Here is a 23,068-nt window from a genome sequence, read left to right as displayed (position 1 = left end):
TACGTGTGAAAAGCACAGTACCTGTTACTTGGTTTAACGAATCACCAACGTTTTACTCAGTCGCAGGGGAAAAAGAAAAAGAGGTGAAAAACATGGCAATTTCAAAAGAACGCAAAAACGAAATCATCAACAAATTTGCACGTCATGAAGGAGATACTGGTTCTCCAGAAGTTCAAATCGCTGTTTTAACAGAAGAAATCAACCATTTGAACGAACATGCACGTATGCACAAAAAAGACCACCATTCATACCGTGGGTTGATGAAAAAAGTTGGACATCGTCGTAACTTATTAGCTTACCTACGTCAAAAAGACGTACAACGTTACCGCGAATTAATCCAAGCTTTAGGATTACGTCGTTAATCAAACAAAGAAAAGTGAGGTTCAACCCGAATCTCACTTTTTTGCTATGAATCACTGCGACTGGGCGGCGCAAGCCGCACAGAGCAGATGATGAATAGTACTAGGCGAGAGCAGCGAGCGTAGTGACCAAGCAGCGGAATCACTGCGACTGGGCGGCGCAAGCCGCACAGAGCAGATGATGAAAACTACTAGGCGAGAGCAGCGAGCGTAGTGACCAAGCAGCGGAATCACTGCGACTGCATTGTCGGCTAAAACAGCTGATGCAGTCTGACAGGTAAGCTCGAGCCATCTAAAAAGTGAAACACCGAAATAGCGGCCTTTTGACTGGTGAATCAAAAAGCGCAGCCAAAAAGAATTTTGGGTCCTTGTAAGCAGCATCCTACTAACCAAATGAAAGCAGCGGAACGACATTCCGATTTTTTCATTTGTTTAGTAGTGACTTGCTGGGATCCGATGAAAAGGAGCAGAACATGACAGAAAAACAAGTATTCAAAACAACTTGGGGCGGCCGCCCATTAGAAGTAGAAGTTGGCCAATTAGCCAAGCAAGCAAACGGAGCTGTATTGGTTCGTTATGGCGACACGGTTGTCCTAAGTGCAGCGGTTGCATCTAAGGAAGCAAAAGATACCGACTTTTTCCCATTAACGATCAATTACGAAGAAAAAATGTATGCCGTAGGGAAAGTACCTGGTGGCTTTATCAAACGTGAAGGACGTCCAAGTACGGAAGCAACATTGACTGCCCGCTTGATCGACCGTCCGATCCGTCCAATGTTTGCGGAAGGCTTCCGTAATGAAGTACAAGTTACAAACATCGTAATGAGCGTTGAACAAGATTGTACGCCTGCAATGGCAGCAATGTTAGGTTCTTCTTTAGCGTTATCTATTTCAGATATCCCGTTTGACGGACCGATCGCTGGTGTCGATGTCGGTCGGGTCAATGGCGAATATGTCTTGAATCCAACAGTAGAACAAGCAGAACAAACCGATATCGAATTGACAGTAGCTGGAACGAAAAAAGCCATCAACATGGTTGAATCAGGAGCGAAAGAAGTTTCTGAAGAAGACATGTTAGGTGCGTTATTATTTGGTTTTGATGCTATCAAAGAATTGGTTGCCTTCCAAGAAGAAGTTGTCGCAGCTGTGGGCAAACCAAAAATGGAAGTCAAATTGTTACAAGTAGATGCTGACTTGAAAAAAGAAATTTTCGACGGCTACTACCAAACAATGAAAACTGCTGTTATGACGGAAGAAAAATTGGCTCGTGAAGACGAGATCGATAAAGTCAAAGACACAGTGAAAGAAGTATATGCAGAAAAATTTGCTGGACATGAAGAGGAAGCACAATTCTTGAAAGAAGTGAAACAAATCGCAGAAGATCTTGAAAAAGATGTGGTTCGCGAATTGATCACCATCGACAAGATTCGTCCGGATGGCCGTCAATTAGACGAAATCCGTCCATTGGCATCAGAAGTTGGCTTATTGCCACGTGTTCATGGTTCTGGTCTATTTACTCGGGGACAAACCCAAGCCTTGTCTGCTTGTACGTTAGCACCTTTAGGTGAACACCAAATCATTGATGGATTAGGGGTTGAAGAATCAAAACGATTCATCCACCATTACAACTTCCCTCAATTTTCTGTTGGTTCGACTGGTCGTGCTGGCTCACCAGGACGTCGTGAAATCGGTCATGGTGCATTAGGCGAACGTGCTTTAGCACAAGTGATTCCTGATGAAACAGACTTCCCTTACACAATCCGTCTAGTTGCAGAAGTATTAGAATCAAATGGTTCTTCTTCTCAAGCAAGTATTTGTGCAGGAACCTTAGCGTTGATGGATGCAGGGGTGCCAATCAAAGCACCAGTTGCAGGTATCGCAATGGGACTTGTATCTGATGGTGAAAACTACACGATCTTAACGGATATCCAAGGCTTAGAAGATCACCTTGGCGATATGGACTTTAAAGTTGCTGGAACCAAAGATGGGATCACTGCGTTACAAATGGATATCAAGATCCAAGGAATCACTGAACAAATCTTGACAGAAGCATTAGATCAAGCGAAAAAAGCACGGATGGAAATCTTAAATGAATTGACATCAACATTGGCTGCTCCTCGTGAAGAGTTAAGCCAATACGCACCGAAGATCGAAATGATCCAAATCGATCCTGCGAAGATCAAAGATGTAATCGGTAAAGGCGGCGACACCATCAATGGCATCATTGATGAAACTGGCGTGAAAATCGATATCGATCAAGACGGAAAAGTTTCGATTGCTTCTGCTGATGCAGAAATGATCCAAAAAGCCATCAAGATCATTGAAGAATTGACGAAAGAAGTAAAAGTTGGCGAAGTGTACCTTGGGAAAGTTGTCCGTATTGAAAAATTCGGTGCGTTTGTCAACTTGATCAAAGGCAAAGACGGCTTAGTTCATATTTCACAACTTGCGAACGAACGGGTCAACAAAGTGGAAGACGTTGTCAAAGAAGGCGACGAAATCTTAGTGAAGGTTACAGAAATCGACAAACAAGGTCGTGTGAACCTTTCAAGAAAAGCACTATTGAACGAAGACAAAGCAGAAAAAAAATAAGCTGCTACTTCTAAATCATAAGCAAAGTCTAGGAAACTGGACTTTGCTTTTTTTGTGTCTAAGTAGCAGCTCTTCAAAAGGGTCTTACTTGACAGGAGTTATTTTTTGCGTTACCGCGAAAAATAAGAGATAATTCAGAATATTGTCTTTGCCATGCAAGCAATAATTCTAAGATGCCAAACGCATCTTATTTAGGATAAGGAGTACGATATGAAACAGACATTTCCAACCGATTTTTTATGGGGAGCATCGATTTCCGCGCACCAAACCGAAGGGGCATATCAAACCGACGGCAAGGGGCTGAGTGTCCAAGATACTCGTCCAAGAGACAACCACGAGATCGCTGATTTTACAGTGGCTGTCGACCATTACCACCAGTACAAAGAGGATATCGCCTTGTTAGCAGAAATGGGGATCAAAATTTTCCGCTTTTCGATCGCTTGGTCGCGAATTTTTCCAGAAGGGCGCGGTACCGTCAATCAAAAAGGATTGGATCATTACAGCGATGTCATTGATGAATTGCTGAAACACGGGATTCAGCCCTTTGTGACGTTGAACCATTTTGACTTGCCGCAAGCATTGGAAGACGAAGGCGGCTGGACAAAACGCAGCACCGTTGAGGCATTTACCGCATATACCAAAACGCTGTTTACGGCCTATGGGGATCGAGTGACGCACTGGCTGACGATCAATGAACCAAATATCATGCTGCTGGTGGATCAAAAAATATTAGGGAAAAAGATTCCATTATCAGAAAAATACCAGCAATTTCATCACCTGATGATCGCTGAAAAATATGCCTTCGAAGCGTGTCATGAAATCGTTCCAAATGGCAAAATCGGACCGGTGCCGAATATTTCGTTGGTCTATGCGGCGACTAGTCGACCAGAAGACAACCAAGCAGCGTTGTACTTCAACAGTGTCCGGAACTGGGCTTACCTTGATTTTGCCTGCTTCGGTCGTTACAACACGGTCTTTCAAGATTATTTGAACCAAAATGGGCTCACGATTGACTTTGGGCCTGAGGATGAGGCGTTGATGAAACGGGCTCTGCCTGACTTTGTCGCGATGAACTTCTACACCACAGTGACAGTGGAGCAGCCAACGGAAGCTGGGGATATGAAAAACGGTATCAGCGATCAGCAAAGTGAAGACATTATGGAGCGTGGTTTTTACAAAGGGTTCACCAATACGTTCTTGAAGAAAAATGCCTTCAATTGGACCATCGATCCCTTGGGGCTGAAAACGACGTTGCAGACTCTTTATGATCGTTACCACTTGCCGATCATCATTACCGAAAACGGCTTAGGGGCAGAAGATCATCTAGAAGCAGATGGCACGGTTCATGATCCGTACCGTATCGATTATTTGTCGCAGCATATCAGCCAATGCTTAGCCGCGATCAATGCTGGGGTGGATCTGATCGGATACAGTCCGTGGTCTGCCATTGATTTGATCAGTGTACATGAGGGGATTCGAAAACGGTATGGCTTCATTTACGTGGATCGCAATGATGCACAGGAAAAAGAACAAAAACGAGTGAGAAAAGACAGCTTTTATTGGTATCAAAAGCTGATTGAAGAAGGGGCGATCCCTTCGTTGGAGGAGTAACGATGACAAGTGTTTTTACCTTTTTAGAAACGCGTTTGATGCCGCCTTTGAATAAGTTGGCGAATTTACGCTTTATTCGCGCAATCATGCAAGCAGGGATCATTACGGTCCCTTTTACGATCGTCGGATCGATCTTTTTGATCATCAATAATTTACCGCAGATCATTCCACCACTGGCTGGCTTTTTCGAACAAACGATTTTACGATTTTCACCGCTTTATAGTGTCGTGACCACGATGTCTGTCGGCTCGATTGCTGTTTTTTATTGTTTAGCAACAGGGTATTATTTAACTGAGATTTATCATAAAGAAGATCATTTGACTATGAGCAGTTTTGTAGGGGCGTTATTAAGTTTGTTTGCCTTTTTAATGACGATCATTCAAGTCGACATTACCGATGGGGCAGCTCAATTGCTGCAGTCAGAAAGCGAAACCGCCATTGTTTACAATGGGATCGCCATAGGCGGTTGGATCACACGCTTTAGCGGGGTAGGCATCTTTATTGGGATCATCACCGCAGTGCTTGCTACGTCGGTCTATCGTTTTTGTGTAAGAAGAAAGATTACCATCCAGATGCCTGAAGGAGTTCCTGATGGAGTCAGCAAAGCATTTGCGTCATTGATCCCAGCGATTTTGATCGCCTTTTTGATGGTGGCGATCAACGGGGTACTGGCGGTTTTCCACACGGATCTTCACGGATTGCTGTCCAAACCATTTGAATTCGTGAAAGAGTTGACGGGTTCTTGGTTAGGAATCATCGTGATTATGCTCCTTATCCATCTCTTATGGGCAGTGGGGGTTCATGGGACGGCTGTTATTAAAAATAGTTTCATCAATCCCATCCTGTTGGTGGCTCTAACAGAAAATATCGATGGTGCCAATAATATTTTTGCTGGGGATTTCGTGAACATGTATATTTTTATGGGCGGCGCAGGCAGTACGCTTGGATTGGTTTTATTGATGCTGTTTGTGGCAAAATCACAACAGCTCAAAGTCTTAGGAAAAGCAGCGATCTTACCAGGACTTTTTAATATCAATGAACCAGTGATCTTCGGGGCACCGATCGTCTACAATCCGTATTTGATCATCCCCTTTATCATAACCCCTTTGATCAACGTCACGATTGCTTACTTTGCTAGCTCATTTGGCTTTGTCGATAAAGTCATTACTGGCATTCCCTGGATCTCACCAGTCGGAATTGGGGCGTTTTTAGGAACCGGTGGTGATTTCCGAGCCATCCTGATCGCTTTGATCAACTTAGGGGTTTCCATTCTCTGCTATTATCCATTCTTTAAGATGTACGATGGCAAACTCTACACGGAACAACTTGCCAATCACGCATAAATAGGAAAAAACAGCAAAACGCCCGTTGATGGACTTCTAGTGAAGTGCCAACAACGGGCGTTTTTCTAATGCAAGTAGTGATCACGTATGCAAAGACTGTTGATACAAGACGCAATCATCACAATCTTTGCGAGTTGGTTTGGCTTGATGGGGTGTTTCTTTGTGTAATGGCAAAAGCATACGCAACCCGTTTAAGATAACTAAGATCGTGCTTCCTTCATGACCCACGATCCCTAGAGGCAGCGTGAGAAATTCAAGGAAGTTTGAAGCAATCAGCAACAAGATGACACTGATAGAAAAGACGATGTTTTGTTTGATGATCCGCTGTAATTTTTTAGCCAAACGGTGACTGTCGACCAAGCGCAGCAAATCATTTTTCATCAAGACGATGTCCGCCACATCCATTGCGACGTCAGTTCCTTCGCCCATCGCGATTCCTACACTTGCGGTCGCTAAGGCGGGGGCATCATTGATCCCATCACCGACCATCGCATTGATTTTGTAGGTTTCTTTCATTTCTTTGATCCGAGTGGTTTTCTCATCAGGCAGGCAATCACTTTCGTAGTCAGACAAGCCGATTTCTGCTGCGATCACTTTAGCAGTACCTAAATGATCACCCGTCAGCATCGTCGTGTGAATTCCCTGCTCATTGAAGTAGGCAAGACTCTCGCGAGCTTCAGGACGGGGCTGATCCAATAGCGCTAAATACCCTGCTAACACACGGTCACGATTGATATAAATCAAGGTTTTTCCAGCTGCTTTCAATTCGTGGATGCGAGTTTGCTCACTGGCAGCAACAGAGGTTAGATCGACTTCTTTTCCAATCGTCCAATGGGCAGCTTGGTAAGTGGCGGCTAGACCGACCCCCGCTTGTTCTTCCACGGCTAATTCCAATGGCTTTTCATCATGAAAATACGCCAAGATCGCTTCAGCCAATGGGTGATTTGATTGTTTTTCCATCCCGACGATCAGTTGGGGAATAAAGGGTTCATCCAGCAACAGATGGACATCAGTGACAGCAGGTTTGCCACGAGTCAGCGTTCCGGTTTTGTCAAAAGCGATCGCTTTGACATTGGCAAAGGCATCCAAGGCTTGTCCGCCTTTGCATAAAACGCCCAAACGAGCAGCGTGAGAAATGGCTGCTAAGGTCGCAGGAGTAGCAGAGGCGACTAAGGCACAAGGAGATGCCACCACCAGTAAAACCATGCCGCGATAAAAGCTTTCTTGGAACCCCCAATTCGTGAAAAACGTACACAAAACGATCATTAGCGGAACGGCGATCAAGACGATCGGCACATAGATCCGTTCGATTTTTTCAATCAGGGTCGCCGTTTGACTTGGCATTTGCTGTGCTTCTTCCACCAATTGAATGATTTTTGCAAAGCGAGTGTTTTCACTCGTTTGGGTAACTTCAATGTACAATGGCTGCCCGAGGTTGATGGTTCCGCTAAAGACTTCACTGCCTAAACGTTTCTCGACAGGAATGGATTCGCCACTGATGGCCGCCTCATCAACGCTGCTGTTTCCTTGGATCACGATACCGTCGATCGGGATCGCACTGCCTTTTGCCACCATAATCGTATCTTTTAACTGAAGGGCTTCCACTGGTACTTCGACGAGCTCGCCACTTTCAATCATTTTTAAGGCAGTCGTTGGTTGCAGTGCCATTAATGAACTAATTTCTCGCGTACTTTTGTTGGTCGTATATTCCTCAAGGGCACCGCTCAAACAAAAGATAAAGGTCAACATCGCCCCTTCAAACCAATGACCAATGATACAGGCACCAATGGCGGCTAATGCCATCAATAGATCGACGTTTAACCGTTTGTCGTGCACCAATTCTTGCGTGCCTTCCCAGGTTTGTTTCCAACCACCAGCAAGAATCGCTAACAGATAAGGGACAAAGCTATAAGGAATGGAAAAAGATGCCATAAGAAAGCCAGTTGCCATCAATAGCAAACAAGCGATCGTTGAAAAAACAGCCGACGATTCTGATTTACTCATAAGAAACGCCTCCTTTTGAATGTAGTCTAGGAATGAAAAAACCGATCCTTTTCTCAAGAAATAATCGATTGTTCCTCCCTCAACTTGAGCATAGCACATTCGAAAACAAGATGGTAAAAAAACAACGTACCTGATAATGAAAGTGATTATCAAGTAGCGATTAAATAACATTACTATCCAAATGATAAATGGAAACTTACTATTATAGAAAAAAGAACACAAAAAAAGCAGTACAATAAAAAACGAATTGTACTGCTTTTGCTTATTCGATGTGGTAGTCAGCGATTGGATCGCTTAACGCAAACTATACGTTGCTAAGGGAATCTGACGTGCTTCACACCACTCTTTGACAGCGCCAGAAAAAATCAGCTGAACCTTGGTAAGGTCTTTGGTGCTTGTCTGTCCTGCCATTGTGTAGAGCAGCTGCAGCTGTTCCTTCCATGATTGTAAGGTGGCGATGGTTTCTTCTTTGCCTTTTGACAAAAGCAGCACGAGGATCGTGGCGGATAGTCCTACGCTATCGGCACCAAGGCAAAGTGCTTTGAAGATATCGTAAGCATCCCGAACTCCGCCTGAAGCGATGCGGGTAAAGGGCTGTTGGATCTCATTTGCTTCCAGCAAGGAAATCACGGTGGATTGACCAAAGGTGTCTAAATACGCCAATTCACGTTTTTTTCGACGAGCATTTTCGATTTGCGTAAAACTTGTGCCGCCGCTGCCAGCAACATCAATCGTTTGTACGCCGATCGCCAGTAACTGCTGGATCGTTTCTCGGGACATCCCAAAGCCGACCTCTTTTACGACAACCGGAACGGCAACAGAAGCCATCGTTTTTTCCAATAAGGACAGCCATTGGCTGAATTGACGATCGCCTTCTGGCATCACTAATTCTTGCGGTGCATTCAGATGGATCTGCAAGGCATCGGCACCAAAGAGCTCCACTGCCCGTTGTGCATTTTCAACGGGACTGCCCGCACCAATATTGGCTAGTAAGAAGCCGTTAGGATTGGCTTTGCGGACGATACGGAAAGAATCGGCGACACTTGGGTCTTTTAAGGCAGCCGAAACGGAGCCGGTTGCCATCATCAACTCACAGGCTTGTGCGATCTCTGCTAACTCTTGATTGATTTTTAAGGTTTTTTCACTGCCGCCTGTCATGGCATTGATGAAAAAAGGGCTGGAAAATGAGCGGTCAAAGACAGTCGTCGCAATTGACACATCAGCCACGTCAATTTGTGGAAACGACTGGTGAACCAAGCGAACTGCATCAAAATCGTTGCTGTGTTCTTTATGGAACGCTTTTGCTAAGGAAACATGTTCATCTTTTCGATTCATGATAGGTCCTCCCGGTAATGGTAAACATGCAGCGGCAAGGGGGTGATCTCGGCTTTTTCCCACGCACTCATCAATGGTAAAATACCGGTTTTTTGGTCAACGATCACGATACCGCAATCGCCGCCGCCGGCACCGGAAGATTTGGCTGCACCACAATAATTTTCTGCTAGATCACAAAGCTTTTTAAGTGCTGGAGTTTCAATCGGCACACCAGTCAGTGCGGACAACTCCCGCAGGAGCTTTCGATTTTCCGTGATCATTTTTTTGATCGTGCGACTGTCTTCATTTAAGAAGCCGTCGATCAATCGATTGACGCAGTCTTTGCTGGCTGCTAAAAAGGCCGCATAGGCGTTTTCTTTTTCTTCTTTGGATTGATAGACTTGATCCACTAAATCAGAGGTGGAGGCAGGAGAGCCTGTCCAGCCAATCAGCAGTCGAAGAGATTTCGGAACCGTCAAGGGACGGATCGATAATCCTGGCCAATCGAAAGCGATCAATTCTGTTAAGGTATGGTCTTTTTGTTTGGCTAAGACCCAGTCGTGATCGAAGGTTGAAAAAGCGATCCAGCCGCCATAACAAGAGGCCGCAATATCACCGCACGACCCATTGCCTTGAACAGCGAGATGGGCAAGAGCCGCAATTTTGAATTGGGTCAACCGATCCATTTCCATTTGATAGTACAGATTCAATGCTTTGACCGTGGCAACAGTCACGGCACCGCTGGAACCGAGGCCGTATTTGCGACCATTCGAGTTATCCAGTTCACTGGTCACTTTTAAATCGTAAAAGGAAAGGGGAATGCCTTTTTCTTGGGCATATTTTTCCGTCAGACGAATGGCTGCCAAAATATAGTGGAACGGGTTATCCCGGTGGTCTAAGACTAATTCGCCTTTGCGACGCGTCCAGCGAATCGGCAGGTCGCTGTATTGGGCAGACTGGATGCTGCCGTTTTTACGGGCCTCTTCAACAGTGACCGTGATAAATTGGTCAACGGCAACGATGATTGCAGGATGACCAGGTTCGACAACCGCATATTCACCAGCAATAAATAGTTTTCCAGGAACGGATAGTTCAATCATTTCGACACTCCTAATCGATGGCTTCTTAATGGCTTCTTAGTTGATGGCAGAAGATTCTTCCACCGGTAAAAAGGCTAATCCTTTGCCCGCATGAGCAGTTACTAATTGTTCTGAGGCAAAGTGAGCACTTAATTCACGTAAAATCCTTTGTTCTTCTTGTTTTTGGCATAAAACTTTGACATTGGGACCAGCATCCATCGTGAAATAGCAAGCCAATCCTTTTTTTCGCAGCATTCGGACACATTCCATAGCTCGTAAAGATTCAGAAGACCAATAAGTAAAAGGTGGTTCGGCGGCTAAGGTCGTTCCATGCATTTTCAAGGCGTTGGCCTCGGTCGTTTCACCTAAAGCAGTAAAGTCTTTTTCGGCAATCGCTTGTTTCATTTTCACGAGATCGCTCGCAGTGGCAGAAAGCCAGCCTGGATAAAAGCTCGAGGTTTCAACGGTTCGGCGCATCCCCTCACGACTGGAGACTTCTTTGGCTTGTGCATTGATCAAAATAAAGATCATACTCAATTCTTCTTCCCAGCCATTCGACGGCACTTGGGTGGCAAAAGAAGTCTCATCGGTGCCTTGATGCCATTCAGCAAAGCCACCGTAGATACTCCGACAAGCCGAACCAGAACCGCGACGGGCCAAACGGGATAGCTCTTGCTCCGACAAGTTTAAGTCCAGTGCTTCACTACAGGCACCCGCCAAGGCCGCTAATCCGCTGGCAGAAGAGGCAAGTCCAGCAGCGGTTGGGACGAAGTTTTGACTTTCCACCGTGGCATACCACGGGCAGTCCGCTTTTTTTCGTACCAGATCCAAAAAGTCCGCAACTTTTTTGGTGGCAGCGTCTGTTTGCACCACGCCATCCAGCGTAAAGCGATCCTGTGTAAAATCGGGTGAAAAAGCCACCGTTGTTTCTGTGTAAAAAGCATCGAGGGTCAGGGACAAACTATTGTTCATCGGTAAAATGAAGGTTTCGTCTTGTTTTCCCCAATACTTGATCAATGCGATATTCGTGTAGGCACGAGCCTTTCCCTTATACATGTTCATAAACTCCTAATCCTTGTATCCATGCCGCACGAGCGCCATCGGACAATAAAATACGGCTGATGTTCTCAGCCTGTTCCTTCGTTTTGGTTAGTGCGATCATACAGCCGCCTCGGCCCCCGCCGGTCAGCTTCGCCCCATAAGCCCCGTGTGCCAATGCTGAGGAAACCAACTGATCCAGTTGCTGATTGCTGACCCCTAACTGCTGCAGCGCCTGATGGGCATTGTTCATGCTTTCGCCTAATATTTCTAATTGATTGGCAATAATTGCCTCTTTGGCTCTTTTGGTTTCGATCCCTAAACGCTGGATCGCTTGACTGGCCAGCTGCTTGCTGGTTTCAAAAAGATGGGCGACACTTTTGACAGCTTCTCTCGTTTGCCCTTTGATACCAGTATCAGCGACGAGCAAATAACCGTCGATCGTGAGGGGAAACGAAGTGATGGGATGTCCTTTGATAAAGTAAATGGCATCCGTCCCGCTAGCTGCCGCAGCATCGATCCCGCTAGGATTGCCGTGAGCGATTTTTTCAGAAAAGTTGACATAGGTCATCAATTCTTCTTTTGTAAAGTCTTTTTTGATCCAATCAAAAAAAGCGCGAGTCAGTGCAACAGCGACCGCCGCGCTAGAACCCATTCCCCGTTCAGAAGGGATGGTGCTGACGATGGAGGTTGCAAAAGGACCCGTGTGGAAATCTTGTTGCAGACGATGCAGCAAGTCTTTGACATTTTTTAAGTGGCTGGGGACTTCTTCAAGCAGACCGTGATAGTAACTTGAAATCAAGGTGTTTGTTTCATTTGCTGTGATCTCGACTTGTACTTTTGCTCCCGCAAAAGGGAAAGCAATTGCTGGTTCACCGTAAACAACTGAATGTTCACCCATTAAGATGATTTTTCCTGTAGCTATGCCAGTACCAATTGACATTATTTTCCTCATTTCTCTAGGGAGCTTACCCCACATGATTCATTTATCGTTTGTCAGTCAATTGTAACTATCTCCTGACAAAAACACAATTTAATTAAAGATCCTTTCCTATTTTACTAGAAGAAGGCTCTTTCGTTAAGCATTCCGTATGAGATTTCAAAAAAAAGCAAAAATCTTTAAACTTTTATTGAAAAACTTCTTGATCTGTGCTTCAAAAGTTTCAGTTGACGGCACAAGATATAGTATTGTATAGTTGATATCGCAAATGCAACATACAATATTTAGTGATGAGTGAGTTGGGGGATATGAGCGTGATCGTATTAGCAGGAACGATTGGTGCCGGTAAATCAAGTTTGACCGCATTGATCGCCAATCATTTTGGCAGTCAAGCCTTTTATGAATCGATCGATGACAATGAAGTGTTACCATTATTTTATGCAGATCCAAATAAATATGCGTTTTTACTGCAAATCTATTTCTTAAATAAACGATTTGAAAGTATCAAGCAAGCTATGAAAGACGACAATAACGTCTTGGACCGTTCCATTTATGAGGATTCACTGTTGTTCCATTTAAATGCGGACCTTGGGCGAGCAACCGATACCGAAGTCAAAGTCTATGATGAATTGTTAGCCAATATGTTGGAAGAGCTGCCGTATGCAGCCCACAAAAAGCATCCAGATCTTTTGGTGCATATTCGCGTTTCTTTTGAAACGATGCTAGAGCGTATTGAAAAACGTGGGCGGGAATATGAGCAGTTGACCTTTGATCCTTCGTTATACGACTACTACAAAGAGTTGAACAAACGCTACGATCAATGGTACGAAGAATACAATGAGAGTCCAAAGATCCAGATCGATGGCGATCAATTCAATTTTGTCGAAGACCCGCAAGCGGCACAGGCCGTTTTAACAATGGTGGAAGATGCTTTGAAAGACGCCCGTAAATAGCAATAGCCGATACAGCCAGAAAAGTCCTTTGATTGGGCTTCTGGCTGTTTTCTTTTATAATAGAAGAAAGCAAGAGTGGAGGATGGACTGTGGAAAACAAACATGTCTTTTATGATGGAAACTATGAATGGATTCAAGTCGACCAGCAAGACGCAAAAAGCGTGATGGCACTACAAAAACAATATCATCTTTCGGATGAGATGCTTACGTATTCTCTAGATAAAAACGAACGCGCACGAGTCGAATACGATGCCGAAGAAGAAGCATTGCTGCTGGTTTTCAACGTACCTCAGCAAGAAAAGCGAGACAATCATTTTGAGACCAGCCCAATGACGTTTATTTTGAAAAAGAAGCAGATCTTTACTTTTGCCTCTCATGATACCCGTTATGTGATTCCGATGATGGAGCGCTTGATCCTGCAAAAGCCGCAGCAAACACCGCTGCACTTTTTGTTTCAAAGCTTATTCTTGATTTCAGGCACGTTTTTTCCGCTAGTCGAAGAAGTCAATAGTGAACGGATTCGCTTGAATCAGCGACTACGGGAAAAAACCACCAATAAAAACCTGCTGCAAATGTCCGATTTGGAAGTCGGTTTAGTCTTTTTAGTGTCTGCTACGAAACAAAATGCGGTCCTCTTGGAGCAGATCAAAGCGTTATCCATTTATCGCTTGATGGATGATGACGAGCGGGAACAGCTGGATGATGCCCTGATCGAAGCCAAACAGGCAGTGGAAATGACGTTGCTGGCTTTTCAAATTTTAGAGCAACTATCTGGAACCTATAATAATCTGTTAAACAATAACTTGAATGATACCATGAAGTTTTTGACCGTTTGGTCTCTCTTATTGACTGTGCCTTCCATCGTCACCAGTTTCTTTGGCATGAATGTTCCACTGCCTTTTACCAATAGTATTTTCGGTTGGGGGATTGCCTTATTGATCAGTTTAGTGTTATCCATCTGGATGTTGATTGCTTTATGGCGCAGAATTCGTTAATCGATCACCAAACCAAGACCGGCGGCGATGACCAAGGCTTGTTCTTGATCGACCGTTAGCCCCCGCAATTGTTCAAAGGACAACGCGATCTTTTGAAATTGATTGGTCCGAAAATCTAAAGTTGCTAATTTTGTGTGAAACCAGTTGCTATTGTTCAACTGGTTTTCTTGTAGCGTCAAGTGTTTCCAATCCATTTCATAAAACTCACTGTCGTTTAGCTGGCACTGACGAAACAGCATCGTCCGTAAATTGGTGTTGCTAAAAGAAGCAAAGTTCGCCACGCAATCTTCAAAGGTGCAGTCACGGAAATAGCTTTCCGCAAAATTGGTGCCAGTCAATTTACATTGTTTAAAGTGAACCCGATGGAAGCTGGCGCCAAAACATTCCAGATTAGAAAAATCGCAATTCTCAAAAAGAACGTTTTGGCATTCCCATTGACTCAAGCGTGTTTTTTGCATCGTCACTTTCTTGAAATGACATTGCTTCAAGATGAGATTTTTGCAAGCATCATAGCTATAGTCACCGCCTTCGAAGAAAGCACCTTCGAAAAGCAGTTCTTCTTCTAAATAAAAATCCTGTGGCTCTAATGCCGACAATAAGGGCGGTAGTGGCAATACGATTTTTTTCTTCATCAAGATCCCATCCTATCTGTTTTTCTCTTCAGTATAACACGGCGAATCGCTGCCGCAATAGGTACGAAAAAGCAGTAGAATATTGTGAAATTTATTCAATCGGTTTGCAGAATGCTTTTATAACAAGGAAAATCCTTGGGTTTAAATACATAATTTTTCACAATCTTTTTGCTTGCAAGACGAAAATAATTTTGATATAGAAAATTAACCCGCTGAAAGTGACGTATATCAACGAAAAACTGTCATAAATTTTTAAAATCGCGAAAAAGTTGATAGTTTTCAAATTCACAAGCAAGCTATAATGACAATGTAAACAAAAGGAGGAAATTTTCCATGACAAAAACAGTTATTATCGGTGCAAACCACGCGGGGATTGCTGCTGCCAATACACTATTAGATAACTACAAAGACCAAGAGGTCGTAATGATCGACCGTAATACAAACTTAAGCTACCTAGGTTGTGGGACTGCTTTATGGGTTGGACGTCAAATCGATTCATATGAAGGCTTGTTCTATACAAAACGTGAAGATTTTGAAGCAAAAGGTGCAAAAATCCATATGGAAACAGTGGTTGACCATATCGATTTTGAGAAAAAAGAAGTGCACGCTGTAACCAATGACGGTGAAACGATCGTTGAATCTTATGATAAAGTTGTCATCGCAACTGGTTCGGTACCGATTTCACCAAAAGTACCTGGACGTGACTTGAAAAACATCCATTTCTTGAAAAAATTCCAAGACGGACAAACGGTTGATAAAGAGCTAGCATCAGAAGACGTGAAAAACGTTGCCGTTATCGGTGCTGGTTACATCGGTGTTGAAATTGCTGAAGCAGCAAAACGCCGTGGCAAAAATGTGTTGCTTTTTGATGCAGCGACACGGGCATTGCCAAACTACTATGACAAATGGTTTACAGAAGATATGGACAAAAACTTAGCTGACAATGGCATTGAATTGCATTTCGGTGAATTAGCACGTGAATACAAAGGAACAGAGAAAGTAGAAGCAGTTGTAACAGACAACGGCGAATACCCAGTTGATCTAGTGATCAACGCGATCGGTTTCTTACCAAACAACGAGCTAGGCAAAGATCATTTGGAATTGTTTGCTAACGGCGCGTACTTAGTGGACCGCCATCAACGGACAAGCGATGCCGATGTTTACGCAGTCGGTGACTGTGCAACGGTGTACTCAAATGCTTTGCAACAAACAACGTATATCGCATTAGCAACGAATGCCGTACGTTCAGGGATCGTCGCTGCCCATAATATCGGCGGAACGTCTCTAGAATCAACAGGTGTTCAAGGATCAAACGGGATTTCGATCTTCGGCTACAACATGGTTTCAACGGGCTTGTCAGTCGAAGCTGCCGAACGTAATGGCATGAAAGTGAAATACTCTGATTACGAAGATACCCAAAAACCAGGCTTCATGAAAGAAAATGCGACAGTTAAGATCCGCATCGTCTATGAAGAAGAAACACGCCGCATCGTTGGTGCACAAATGGCGTCACGTACATCTGAAATCGCAATGGGCATCCACATGTTCTCACTAGCGATCGAAGAAGGCGTAACGATCGACAAGATGAAGCTATTAGATATCTTCTTCTTGCCTCACTTCAACCAACCATACAACTACATCACGATGGCTGCATTGAAAGCAGAATAAGAAACACGAAAGTCGGAGCGTATGCTCCGGCTTTTTTTTGAAACAATCATGAAAACTGTTGACAATAAGAGAAAAAAGCAGTATACTATAAAAGTTGAGAAATAAAAGCAGAAGCACCCGCTTCTCGCCTGAGTGAAGATATCGCTGGGCAGAATAGGATTCCTACCATTTATTTGTGTGGAGTACGTGCGGGTTCGTGAAGAACTCGTTTTTTTATTGTCTGATTTCGAATCGACAAGCTTTTCTTTCTCTCAAAAAACTCGGAGGTGAATGACCATAGCAAAGGATATGATGGTAAACGACGGCATTCGTGCACGTGAATTGCGTTTGATTGATCAAAACGGCGAACAACTTGGTGTAAAGAGTAAAGCTGAAGCATTGCAAATTGCAGAACGAGCAAACCTTGATGTGGTATTGGTGGCACCAAATGCTAAGCCGCCAGTAGCAAGAATTATGGATTACGGGAAATTCCGCTTTGAGCAACAGAAAAAAGACCGTGAAGCTCGTAAGAAACAAAAAGTAATCAACATTAAAGAGGTTCGTTTAAGTCCAACGATCGACGTCAATGATTTCAACACAAAATTGCGTAATGCACGTAAATTCCTTGAAAAAGGGGACAAAGTGAAAGCTTCGATCCGTTTCAAAGGCCGTGCCATTACCCATAAAGAAATTGGTCAGAAAGTGTTAGATCGTTTGGCGGAAGAAACTGCTGATTTGGCAACTGTTGAGCAAAAGCCAAAAATGGATGGCCGCAGTATGTTCTTAGTATTAGCACCAAAAAACGATAAATAATGACTCACTGAGTTTCAGTTTAAAGTCAGATAACGAAAGATTTTGAGGAGGAAATTAGTTATGCCAAAACAAAAAACACACCGCGGATTAGCAAAACGCGTAAAACGCACTGGCGGCGGCGGATTGAAACGCTTCCGTGCCTTTACCAGTCACCGTTTCCACGGCAAAACAAAAAAACAACGTCGTCAATTGCGTAAAGCTTCAATGGTTTCAGCTGGCGATTACAAACGTATCCGTCAACAACTAGCACGCATGAAATAATTGCGTAACCCAAGCTTCACGTATACAAACAATTATCGATTTTCATATTAGGAGGAATTATACATGGCACGTGTTAAAGGTGGAACAGTAACTCGTAAACGTCGTAAAAAAGTGCTTAAATTAGCAAAAGGTTACTACGGTTCTAAACACACTCTATTTAAAACAGCAAAAGAACAAGTAATGAATTCATACAACTACGCATACCGCGATCGTCGTCAAAAGAAACGCGACTTCCGCAAATTGTGGATCGCTCGTATCAACGCAGCGGCTCGTATGAATGGCTTAAGCTACTCAAAATTGATGCACGGCTTGAAATTAGCTGAAATCGACATCAACCGCAAAATGTTAGCTGACTTGGCTGTAAACGATGCAGCAGCATTTACTGCATTAGCTGACCAAGCAAAAGACGCTTTAAACAAATAATCAATCGTTGGCAACAACGTTAGCCCCGCTCTTTGAGCGGGGTTTTTTTATAAACTTTTTTACAAAACAGTGCGATCCTTTACTGATGTACTTTCTTTAGTACGCAAATCAAAGGAATAAAGCGTGATTCTTGATTAGAAATTTTTTATTAAACATAGAAATCAAGCGGATAAATATATAAAGAAACTGATCGATTTTTTCGCATAATTTAAGGTGTCGGAAGTAGTTTATTGTTAATAAATAGGTCGTTATTTACTGTAAAAAATAAAAATAAAAGTATTTTTTGACAAATAAATACCGAAATAATATAATTATTGTGAATATTGGATTAACATTAAGTCATTATCAGCAGTCGATGTACAATGTTTTATGGCTGTGTCAATGGCTTTCTTAGTTCGAAAAGAGGATGATACAAGGAGGTTATGGAAAGAACATTGGATAATCAATGTGATTCGGGTTTTGCAAAATATATGGAATACATAGAAAATTAGAATTTTTAATAGGTACATTTTTCAGAATATTCAAAAAAATACTCGCCATAGGAATAGGACAGGATGAATAAACTGATTCAAAATGGGAGTAGATGAAAAATGAAAAAGCGTTTGTTGGTTTTATGGAGTGTATTGGGGTTATTGATTCCTTATTTTTTACCAGCATCCATCGTTGTAGCAGAGGAAATTGAAACAAGCAGAGGAATTTACTTTTTATCTGAGCCAACAGAACAAGTAGATTTCTCGACTGAGAAAGAGCAACTGTCTGAGATTTTTCAAGAGGAAGACTGGGTATTTTTAAATCCAATCAATATTCACTTTTATGTAGAAGGACAGTTGGATTACCAAAAATATTTCCCCGTTTTTAAAGATGGGGACTTTCATCAATTGATTGATGAAAGCAGTTGGCAACTGGCACCATCAGAAGTAGCTGACTTTATCCAAAATCATAGTAAAACGACAAAACCAACCTCACCTATGACCTTTATTATTGTCAACTATGCTTGGTATGGTTTTTTTGATGAAACTTGGTACGACCTGTATTTGAACGAACCAGCTGATTTATCTGAATTGCTTTCCGATTTGGAGGAAACGATAATTATTCGAGATTTATTTACTGATTATCAGGACCAAGTAAAGCAAGAACAGTCAATTCAAAAAGCACTTGAATCTTCACAACAAAGTACATCCTCTAGAGAAGAAACCAATCACGATTTTTCGACTAGTACAGAATCGCAGGAAAACAAACAATCGGAAGAGTCAAAAGAAAATGTTGAAGGGGTTAGTATGGATGAAAATTCTGAGGATGCGACATCTAGTGATTCTGATAAAAGTGACAAAAAATCGGAATCTGATGAAGAAGTATACTCAGAACCAAATGAAGTAAATGGTGAAAATTCTTATACCACAATAAGACACGCTGATTTCGATGAATTATTTAGAAGTAATTTGCAGAGTGAATGGGGTGATAAGGATTATACGAATAATTTGAACTTAGAAACAGACATACGCTCAGAAAGAAACCAACATACTCTTTTAAAACAAGAAGCATACTTCCTAGTTCTGTCTAAAGACGGGAAATATTCATATGGAAAAACTGTGTATCTTCCTTCTTCAGGTGGAAGTATTTCTAGCTCACGATTTTCGCTTACAGGGGGAGAGCCTGGAGCAAATCGAGTAAGATACAAATTGAGTCAAAGCTATTTTTTTACAATGCGACCAGAATTCCACGAGTTTTATAAAGACATTCCAAGAGGCTATGACCCATGTGCAGATAAAGATATAAACTACTTTTTAAATTGGATCAATTATTGGTCGGAAGATGAAATCACTATTATAGAAAAAGAGTTTATGGCGCTTGATCACTATGTGAGAAGATTGAATAAAGGAATAGATGACCGTTTTGAAGAAAAAGATCATACGAAGGATTTGGAAGCGGAAAGTGATATTCGTGTATCTGGTACACAGTATTTTCTTTTAAAAGAAGAAAGTTATTTTCTGATACGTTCTAAGGACGGGAAATATTCATATGGCAAATCGATTCGCCGAATGCCTTCAGGAATAAATTTGGACAGACCTCGCTTTACGCTTACAGGAGGAGAGCCTGGAGCAAACCAAATCAGGTATAAATTGAGTCAAAGCTATACCTTTGCAATGCGATCAGAATTTCACGAGTTTTATAAAGACATTCCAAGAGGTTATGACCCATGTGCAGATAAAGATTTAAACTACTTTTTAAATTGGATCAATCATTGGTCGGAAGATAAAATCACTATTATAGAAAAAGAGTTTATGGCGCTTGATCACTATGTGAGAAGGTTGAATAAAGGAATAGATGATCGTTTTGAAGAAAAAGATCATACGAAGGATTTGGAAGCGGAAAGTGATATTCGTGTATCTGGTACACAGTATTTTCTTTTAAAAGAAGAAAGTTATTTCTTAATACGTTCTAGGGACGGAAAATATTCCTATGGGAAATCAATTCGCCGAATGCCTTCAGGAGTAGGACTAGAAAGACCTCGTTTTACGCTTACAGGAGGAGAGCCTGGAGCAAACCAAATCAGGTATAAATCAAGTCAAAGCTATTACTTTACCATGCGACCAGAATTTTTTGAATTTTATAAAGATGTTCCAAGCGGCTATGATCCGTGTGCAGACAAGGACTTAAACTATTTTTTGAATTGGATTAATCACTGGTCAGAAGATGAAATCAGTATTGTTATTCCGAACAGTATTGATTTGCTTGTTGCTAAAAAGAATAATCATATCCAACCTTGGCGTTTCTTTAACGAGGGTCGTCGATCTATCAAAAACCAATATTTTTCACTTACACTAGATGAGACAACCAGACTAGATTTTGATATGAGAGGAAGATCAGGTCAAAGATTAACAGTCTATCAAGAAAATGAAACGAAGGTATTTGATCGAAAGTACTCAGGCTCTAACAATACCGTTACCCTTGATTTACCTGCTGGCAGCTACTATATTGCGATGACGGATATTACGGCTGAAACAACGCTACAAATCAGGCGACACCAGTTCAATGATTTCCAGCTTTCAATTGATACCAATCCCGAGCGAACACATATCTACTTAAATGGTGTGTTTCATCAAGAATTGACCGACATATATGCTCCCCACCATCGACCGCTTCAATTACCAACAGCAGTAAGTGTTTCAAATACGTTAAATTCAGTTTGGCGAACCTCGCGAGGAAGCCATCCAGTTTTAGATGCAATGTTTGGTAAAAACTACTTATTGGGCACCAATTTAAGAGAGCAAACATTTCCTACTGTTGGTAATCTGCCGTTAGGAAGTACGTCCCTTTCGGCGCCGTTGCAATATGTAGGAAATGGTCAGTTCTATACAGATGCTCAAATAGTCAATTTTGGTCCACAACAACGATTTGTGATCACCGGGTCAACCTTACTTCTAGCGATGGCAGGAACGCTGGTCGTTTACTATGCAGCACATCTGATCCATACCAATCAGCTACAATTAACAACCCCGTCTATTTTTCGAGAATTTGAAACTGGTAGTTGGGAAGAGCTTGAAAAATTCACCTACCACGGGATCGTTTCTTATGAGGGGAAAACCTATGGAGTAAACGATGAGACGGGTGAAATTAAAAACACCGAAACTGGAGAAGAACTGCCTAAAAGTGTTATCCCAGATGATATTCGAAAATCTGCTGCAGGTGCCAGTAAATTGGCTATCAATAAGATTTTGTCAGATCTTAAGAGATTAGGAATTGATAATATTGAGGATGAATATGAATGGTATACATTCAAAGACTTAGTCCAAGACGAGTTGGAAGGATATGGCAACAAACGAGGACATACAATTGAAAAACATGTAATGAAGTCGGATGCATACTTGAAAAATCGTCTGAATACAGACAATCTCTTATTTAGTTCCACCTACTATGGGGTAGTGGAAGCATTGATTGCCATCAATGTGACCAAGCTGAAACATCCAGAAGTTTTTCAGAATGTGGGTAAACAGGAGGGGCAATTTGTAAAGACGTCGTTTGCATTGGGGAAAGGTTATAGTAATAATGGTCTTTGGAATCTTTTAAGGAATAATCAGCTGTTTTTGATGCCTTCATCTTCTGAAAAAGGATTTAGAGTATTGACGAGTTATCCTGTTTATAGAATGGGTGACTAGAACATTGGAAAGGAAGAAAATAAATGCGCAACTTATATTATGAAGACATAGAGGAAAAAGATTTAGAGTATGGACAAAGTCTACTAGACTGGTATGCCGAAATGGAAAAAAAAGAAGGAAAGTACTATCAAGGTCAGAAGGAGACCTATACAGCCAATCAAGATCAAGAGAATCAAGACTATATTTTCTACCTTGAGGGGTGGAGATATGGTTATGATGGAGAAACACCAGAGAAGCTCGAAAAAGATATCCATGGGCTTCGTTATCAATTTGTCCACAGAGAAGGAGACCAATGGACGCCAGAACAGGAAAAAGAAAGGGAGTTGCTCTTTGCGGAAACAATCATGGTGAAGGGGTCTTATATTGAACGTTTTAAAGATAGTATTTCTTATTTATTTTGTTGTTTTGAACCAGTGATATGGGTAGAAGATAAAAAATTCTCCGGTACTGAAACAGTTGCTGAGAAGCATAAATCAGAAAAATATGATGGGTTTCGTCATTTATTTTATGAAGATATTGAGACGGTTTCTATAAAAGAACTGAAAGAGTGGTATACGTTTTATAAGCAGTGGCTTATTGATCAAAACCAATGGTTCATAGAAAAAAGAAGGTATAATAAGGCGATAAACAGGACGGTAGCTGTTCAATACCATAGACGAGAAATTCAAGCAAAGTCACAGCCAGAATGGGAGGCGGAGCTCAAGAAAGTCGGCTATCTCTTTAGTCATAAACCAGAAAATAGTTGGACTGAACAGCGAAGCACCAAGCTATTTGAAGTGATTGATGAAAGTGGTACAGTGATCAAGTATGTCTTTTTAGGCATTCGAGAAGACATTATTGATTTGCCAAATAACCAGGGCGCAAATGAATGGCTTTAGCGCCAAAAGATAGAGTGTTGATCGGTACCG

At 42.2% G+C, this 23,068-nt stretch carries 18 protein-coding genes and 1 other annotated feature; of the genes, 12 read left to right on the top strand and 6 right to left on the bottom strand.

Features of this window, described 5'->3' with window-relative positions:
• The first annotated feature begins 92 nt into the window (after positions 1-92).
• The 4 genes from rpsO to celB all read left to right on the top strand — a co-directional run bounded on the left by rpsO (position 93) and on the right by celB (position 5,904).
• Complete coding sequence (rpsO, locus tag IGI72_RS15445; protein ID WP_005228072.1) at positions 93-362, top strand: 30S ribosomal protein S15; 270 nt, start codon at positions 93-95, stop codon at positions 360-362.
• Between the two features lie 470 nt (positions 363-832).
• Positions 833-2,950 (top strand): polyribonucleotide nucleotidyltransferase, encoded by a 2,118-nt coding sequence (gene pnp / locus IGI72_RS15440; protein ID WP_005231801.1) that lies wholly within the window; start codon positions 833-835, stop codon positions 2,948-2,950.
• 210 nt (positions 2,951-3,160) lie between these two features.
• On the top strand, positions 3,161-4,561 hold the full coding sequence (locus tag IGI72_RS15435; RefSeq protein WP_438754731.1) for a glycoside hydrolase family 1 protein: 1,401 nt from the start codon (positions 3,161-3,163) through the stop codon (positions 4,559-4,561).
• A gap of 2 nt (positions 4,562-4,563) precedes the next feature.
• Positions 4,564-5,904 (top strand): PTS cellobiose transporter subunit IIC, encoded by a 1,341-nt coding sequence (gene celB, locus IGI72_RS15430; RefSeq protein WP_005228080.1) that lies wholly within the window; start codon positions 4,564-4,566, stop codon positions 5,902-5,904.
• 81 nt (positions 5,905-5,985) lie between these two features.
• Here celB and IGI72_RS15425 read toward each other — a convergent pair whose 3' ends face one another.
• The 5 genes from IGI72_RS15425 to mvk form a co-directional block, all read right to left on the bottom strand.
• On the bottom strand, positions 5,986-7,908 hold the full coding sequence (locus IGI72_RS15425) for a heavy metal translocating P-type ATPase (RefSeq protein ID WP_438754730.1): 1,923 nt from the start codon (positions 7,906-7,908) through the stop codon (positions 5,986-5,988).
• A 294-nt stretch (positions 7,909-8,202) separates the two neighbouring features.
• On the bottom strand, positions 8,203-9,243 hold the full coding sequence (gene fni, locus IGI72_RS15420; protein ID WP_270266809.1) for a type 2 isopentenyl-diphosphate Delta-isomerase: 1,041 nt from the start codon (positions 9,241-9,243) through the stop codon (positions 8,203-8,205).
• Positions 9,240-10,322 (bottom strand): phosphomevalonate kinase, encoded by a 1,083-nt coding sequence (locus IGI72_RS15415; RefSeq protein ID WP_016609860.1) that lies wholly within the window; start codon positions 10,320-10,322, stop codon positions 9,240-9,242. Before IGI72_RS15415 ends, fni begins: the two co-directional genes overlap by 4 nt.
• 36 nt (positions 10,323-10,358) lie before the next feature.
• Positions 10,359-11,357, bottom strand: a complete 999-nt coding sequence (gene mvaD, locus IGI72_RS15410) for a diphosphomevalonate decarboxylase (protein WP_438754729.1) — start codon at positions 11,355-11,357, stop codon at positions 10,359-10,361.
• Positions 11,350-12,282 carry a mevalonate kinase gene (gene mvk / locus IGI72_RS15405; protein WP_015510390.1) on the bottom strand — a complete coding sequence of 311 codons (933 nt, stop codon included), beginning with the start codon at positions 12,280-12,282 and terminating at the stop codon, positions 11,350-11,352. Before mvk ends, mvaD begins: the two co-directional genes overlap by 8 nt.
• Positions 12,283-12,587: 305 nt before the next feature.
• Here mvk and IGI72_RS15400 point away from each other — a divergent pair, with 305 nt between their 5' ends.
• Positions 12,588-13,232: a deoxynucleoside kinase gene (locus IGI72_RS15400; RefSeq protein ID WP_010749130.1), complete on the top strand. Its 645-nt coding sequence runs from the start codon at positions 12,588-12,590 to the stop codon at positions 13,230-13,232.
• Between the two features lie 89 nt (positions 13,233-13,321).
• On the top strand, positions 13,322-14,227 hold the full coding sequence (locus IGI72_RS15395; RefSeq protein WP_060791518.1) for a magnesium transporter CorA family protein: 906 nt from the start codon (positions 13,322-13,324) through the stop codon (positions 14,225-14,227).
• Here IGI72_RS15395 and IGI72_RS15390 read toward each other — a convergent pair.
• Entirely contained in the window at positions 14,224-14,859 is a 636-nt protein-coding gene (locus IGI72_RS15390; RefSeq protein WP_010749132.1) for a pentapeptide repeat-containing protein, read from the bottom strand. The two genes, IGI72_RS15395 and IGI72_RS15390, sit on opposite strands and share 4 nt — an antisense overlap.
• Before the next feature lie 333 nt (positions 14,860-15,192).
• On the opposite strand from IGI72_RS15390, the gene nox reads away from it, so the two are divergent.
• From nox to IGI72_RS15360, 6 genes are all read left to right on the top strand, one after another.
• Positions 15,193-16,527: a H2O-forming NADH oxidase gene (gene nox, locus IGI72_RS15385; protein WP_005228102.1), complete on the top strand. Its 1,335-nt coding sequence runs from the start codon at positions 15,193-15,195 to the stop codon at positions 16,525-16,527.
• A 99-nt stretch (positions 16,528-16,626) separates the two neighbouring features.
• Positions 16,627-16,750: a sequence feature (ribosomal protein L20 leader region), on the top strand.
• 47 nt (positions 16,751-16,797) lie between these two features.
• On the top strand, positions 16,798-17,319 hold the full coding sequence (infC, locus tag IGI72_RS15380; RefSeq protein WP_005228103.1) for a translation initiation factor IF-3: 522 nt from the start codon (positions 16,798-16,800) through the stop codon (positions 17,317-17,319).
• A gap of 60 nt (positions 17,320-17,379) precedes the next feature.
• On the top strand, positions 17,380-17,580 hold the full coding sequence (gene rpmI, locus IGI72_RS15375; protein WP_003128650.1) for a 50S ribosomal protein L35: 201 nt from the start codon (positions 17,380-17,382) through the stop codon (positions 17,578-17,580).
• 63 nt (positions 17,581-17,643) lie between these two features.
• Positions 17,644-18,003 (top strand): 50S ribosomal protein L20, encoded by a 360-nt coding sequence (rplT, locus tag IGI72_RS15370; protein ID WP_010749133.1) that lies wholly within the window; start codon positions 17,644-17,646, stop codon positions 18,001-18,003.
• A 590-nt stretch (positions 18,004-18,593) separates the two neighbouring features.
• Positions 18,594-22,160, top strand: coding sequence for an RNase A-like domain-containing protein (locus tag IGI72_RS15365; protein ID WP_438754728.1), 3,567 nt, complete (start codon positions 18,594-18,596; stop codon positions 22,158-22,160).
• 101 nt (positions 22,161-22,261) lie between these two features.
• The gene (locus tag IGI72_RS15360) at positions 22,262-23,038 is read left to right on the top strand and encodes a hypothetical protein (RefSeq protein WP_438754727.1); all 777 of its coding nucleotides are present in this window, start codon (positions 22,262-22,264) and stop codon (positions 23,036-23,038) included.
• Positions 23,039-23,068 lie beyond the last annotated feature (30 nt).

Origin of the sequence: Enterococcus sp. DIV1059_2 (assembly GCF_051713685.1) — a bacterium.
GTDB lineage: Bacteria > Bacillota > Bacilli > Lactobacillales > Enterococcaceae > Enterococcus_D > Enterococcus_D casseliflavus.
The sequence above is the reverse complement of the archived record's forward strand: the minus strand, read 5'-3'. Positions and strand labels throughout refer to the sequence as shown.

Coding starts and splice junctions, on each gene's coding strand:
- fni (WP_270266809.1), bottom strand. CDS start 9,243: ATGAATCGAAAAGATGAACATGTTTCCTTAGCAAAAGCGTTCCATAAA.
- rplT (WP_010749133.1), top strand. CDS start 17,644: ATGGCACGTGTTAAAGGTGGAACAGTAACTCGTAAACGTCGTAAAAAA.
- infC (WP_005228103.1), top strand. CDS start 16,798: ATGACCATAGCAAAGGATATGATGGTAAACGACGGCATTCGTGCACGT.
- IGI72_RS15425 (WP_438754730.1), bottom strand. CDS start 7,908: ATGAGTAAATCAGAATCGTCGGCTGTTTTTTCAACGATCGCTTGTTTG.
- IGI72_RS15360 (WP_438754727.1), top strand. CDS start 22,262: ATGGAAAAAAAAGAAGGAAAGTACTATCAAGGTCAGAAGGAGACCTAT.
- IGI72_RS15390 (WP_010749132.1), bottom strand. CDS start 14,859: ATGAAGAAAAAAATCGTATTGCCACTACCGCCCTTATTGTCGGCATTA.
- rpsO (WP_005228072.1), top strand. CDS start 93: ATGGCAATTTCAAAAGAACGCAAAAACGAAATCATCAACAAATTTGCA.
- celB (WP_005228080.1), top strand. CDS start 4,564: ATGACAAGTGTTTTTACCTTTTTAGAAACGCGTTTGATGCCGCCTTTG.
- pnp (WP_005231801.1), top strand. CDS start 833: ATGACAGAAAAACAAGTATTCAAAACAACTTGGGGCGGCCGCCCATTA.
- nox (WP_005228102.1), top strand. CDS start 15,193: ATGACAAAAACAGTTATTATCGGTGCAAACCACGCGGGGATTGCTGCT.
- mvk (WP_015510390.1), bottom strand. CDS start 12,282: ATGTCAATTGGTACTGGCATAGCTACAGGAAAAATCATCTTAATGGGT.
- rpmI (WP_003128650.1), top strand. CDS start 17,380: ATGCCAAAACAAAAAACACACCGCGGATTAGCAAAACGCGTAAAACGC.
- IGI72_RS15435 (WP_438754731.1), top strand. CDS start 3,161: ATGAAACAGACATTTCCAACCGATTTTTTATGGGGAGCATCGATTTCC.
- IGI72_RS15400 (WP_010749130.1), top strand. CDS start 12,588: ATGAGCGTGATCGTATTAGCAGGAACGATTGGTGCCGGTAAATCAAGT.
- IGI72_RS15415 (WP_016609860.1), bottom strand. CDS start 10,322: ATGATTGAACTATCCGTTCCTGGAAAACTATTTATTGCTGGTGAATAT.
- IGI72_RS15365 (WP_438754728.1), top strand. CDS start 18,594: ATGAAAAAGCGTTTGTTGGTTTTATGGAGTGTATTGGGGTTATTGATT.
- mvaD (WP_438754729.1), bottom strand. CDS start 11,357: ATGTATAAGGGAAAGGCTCGTGCCTACACGAATATCGCATTGATCAAG.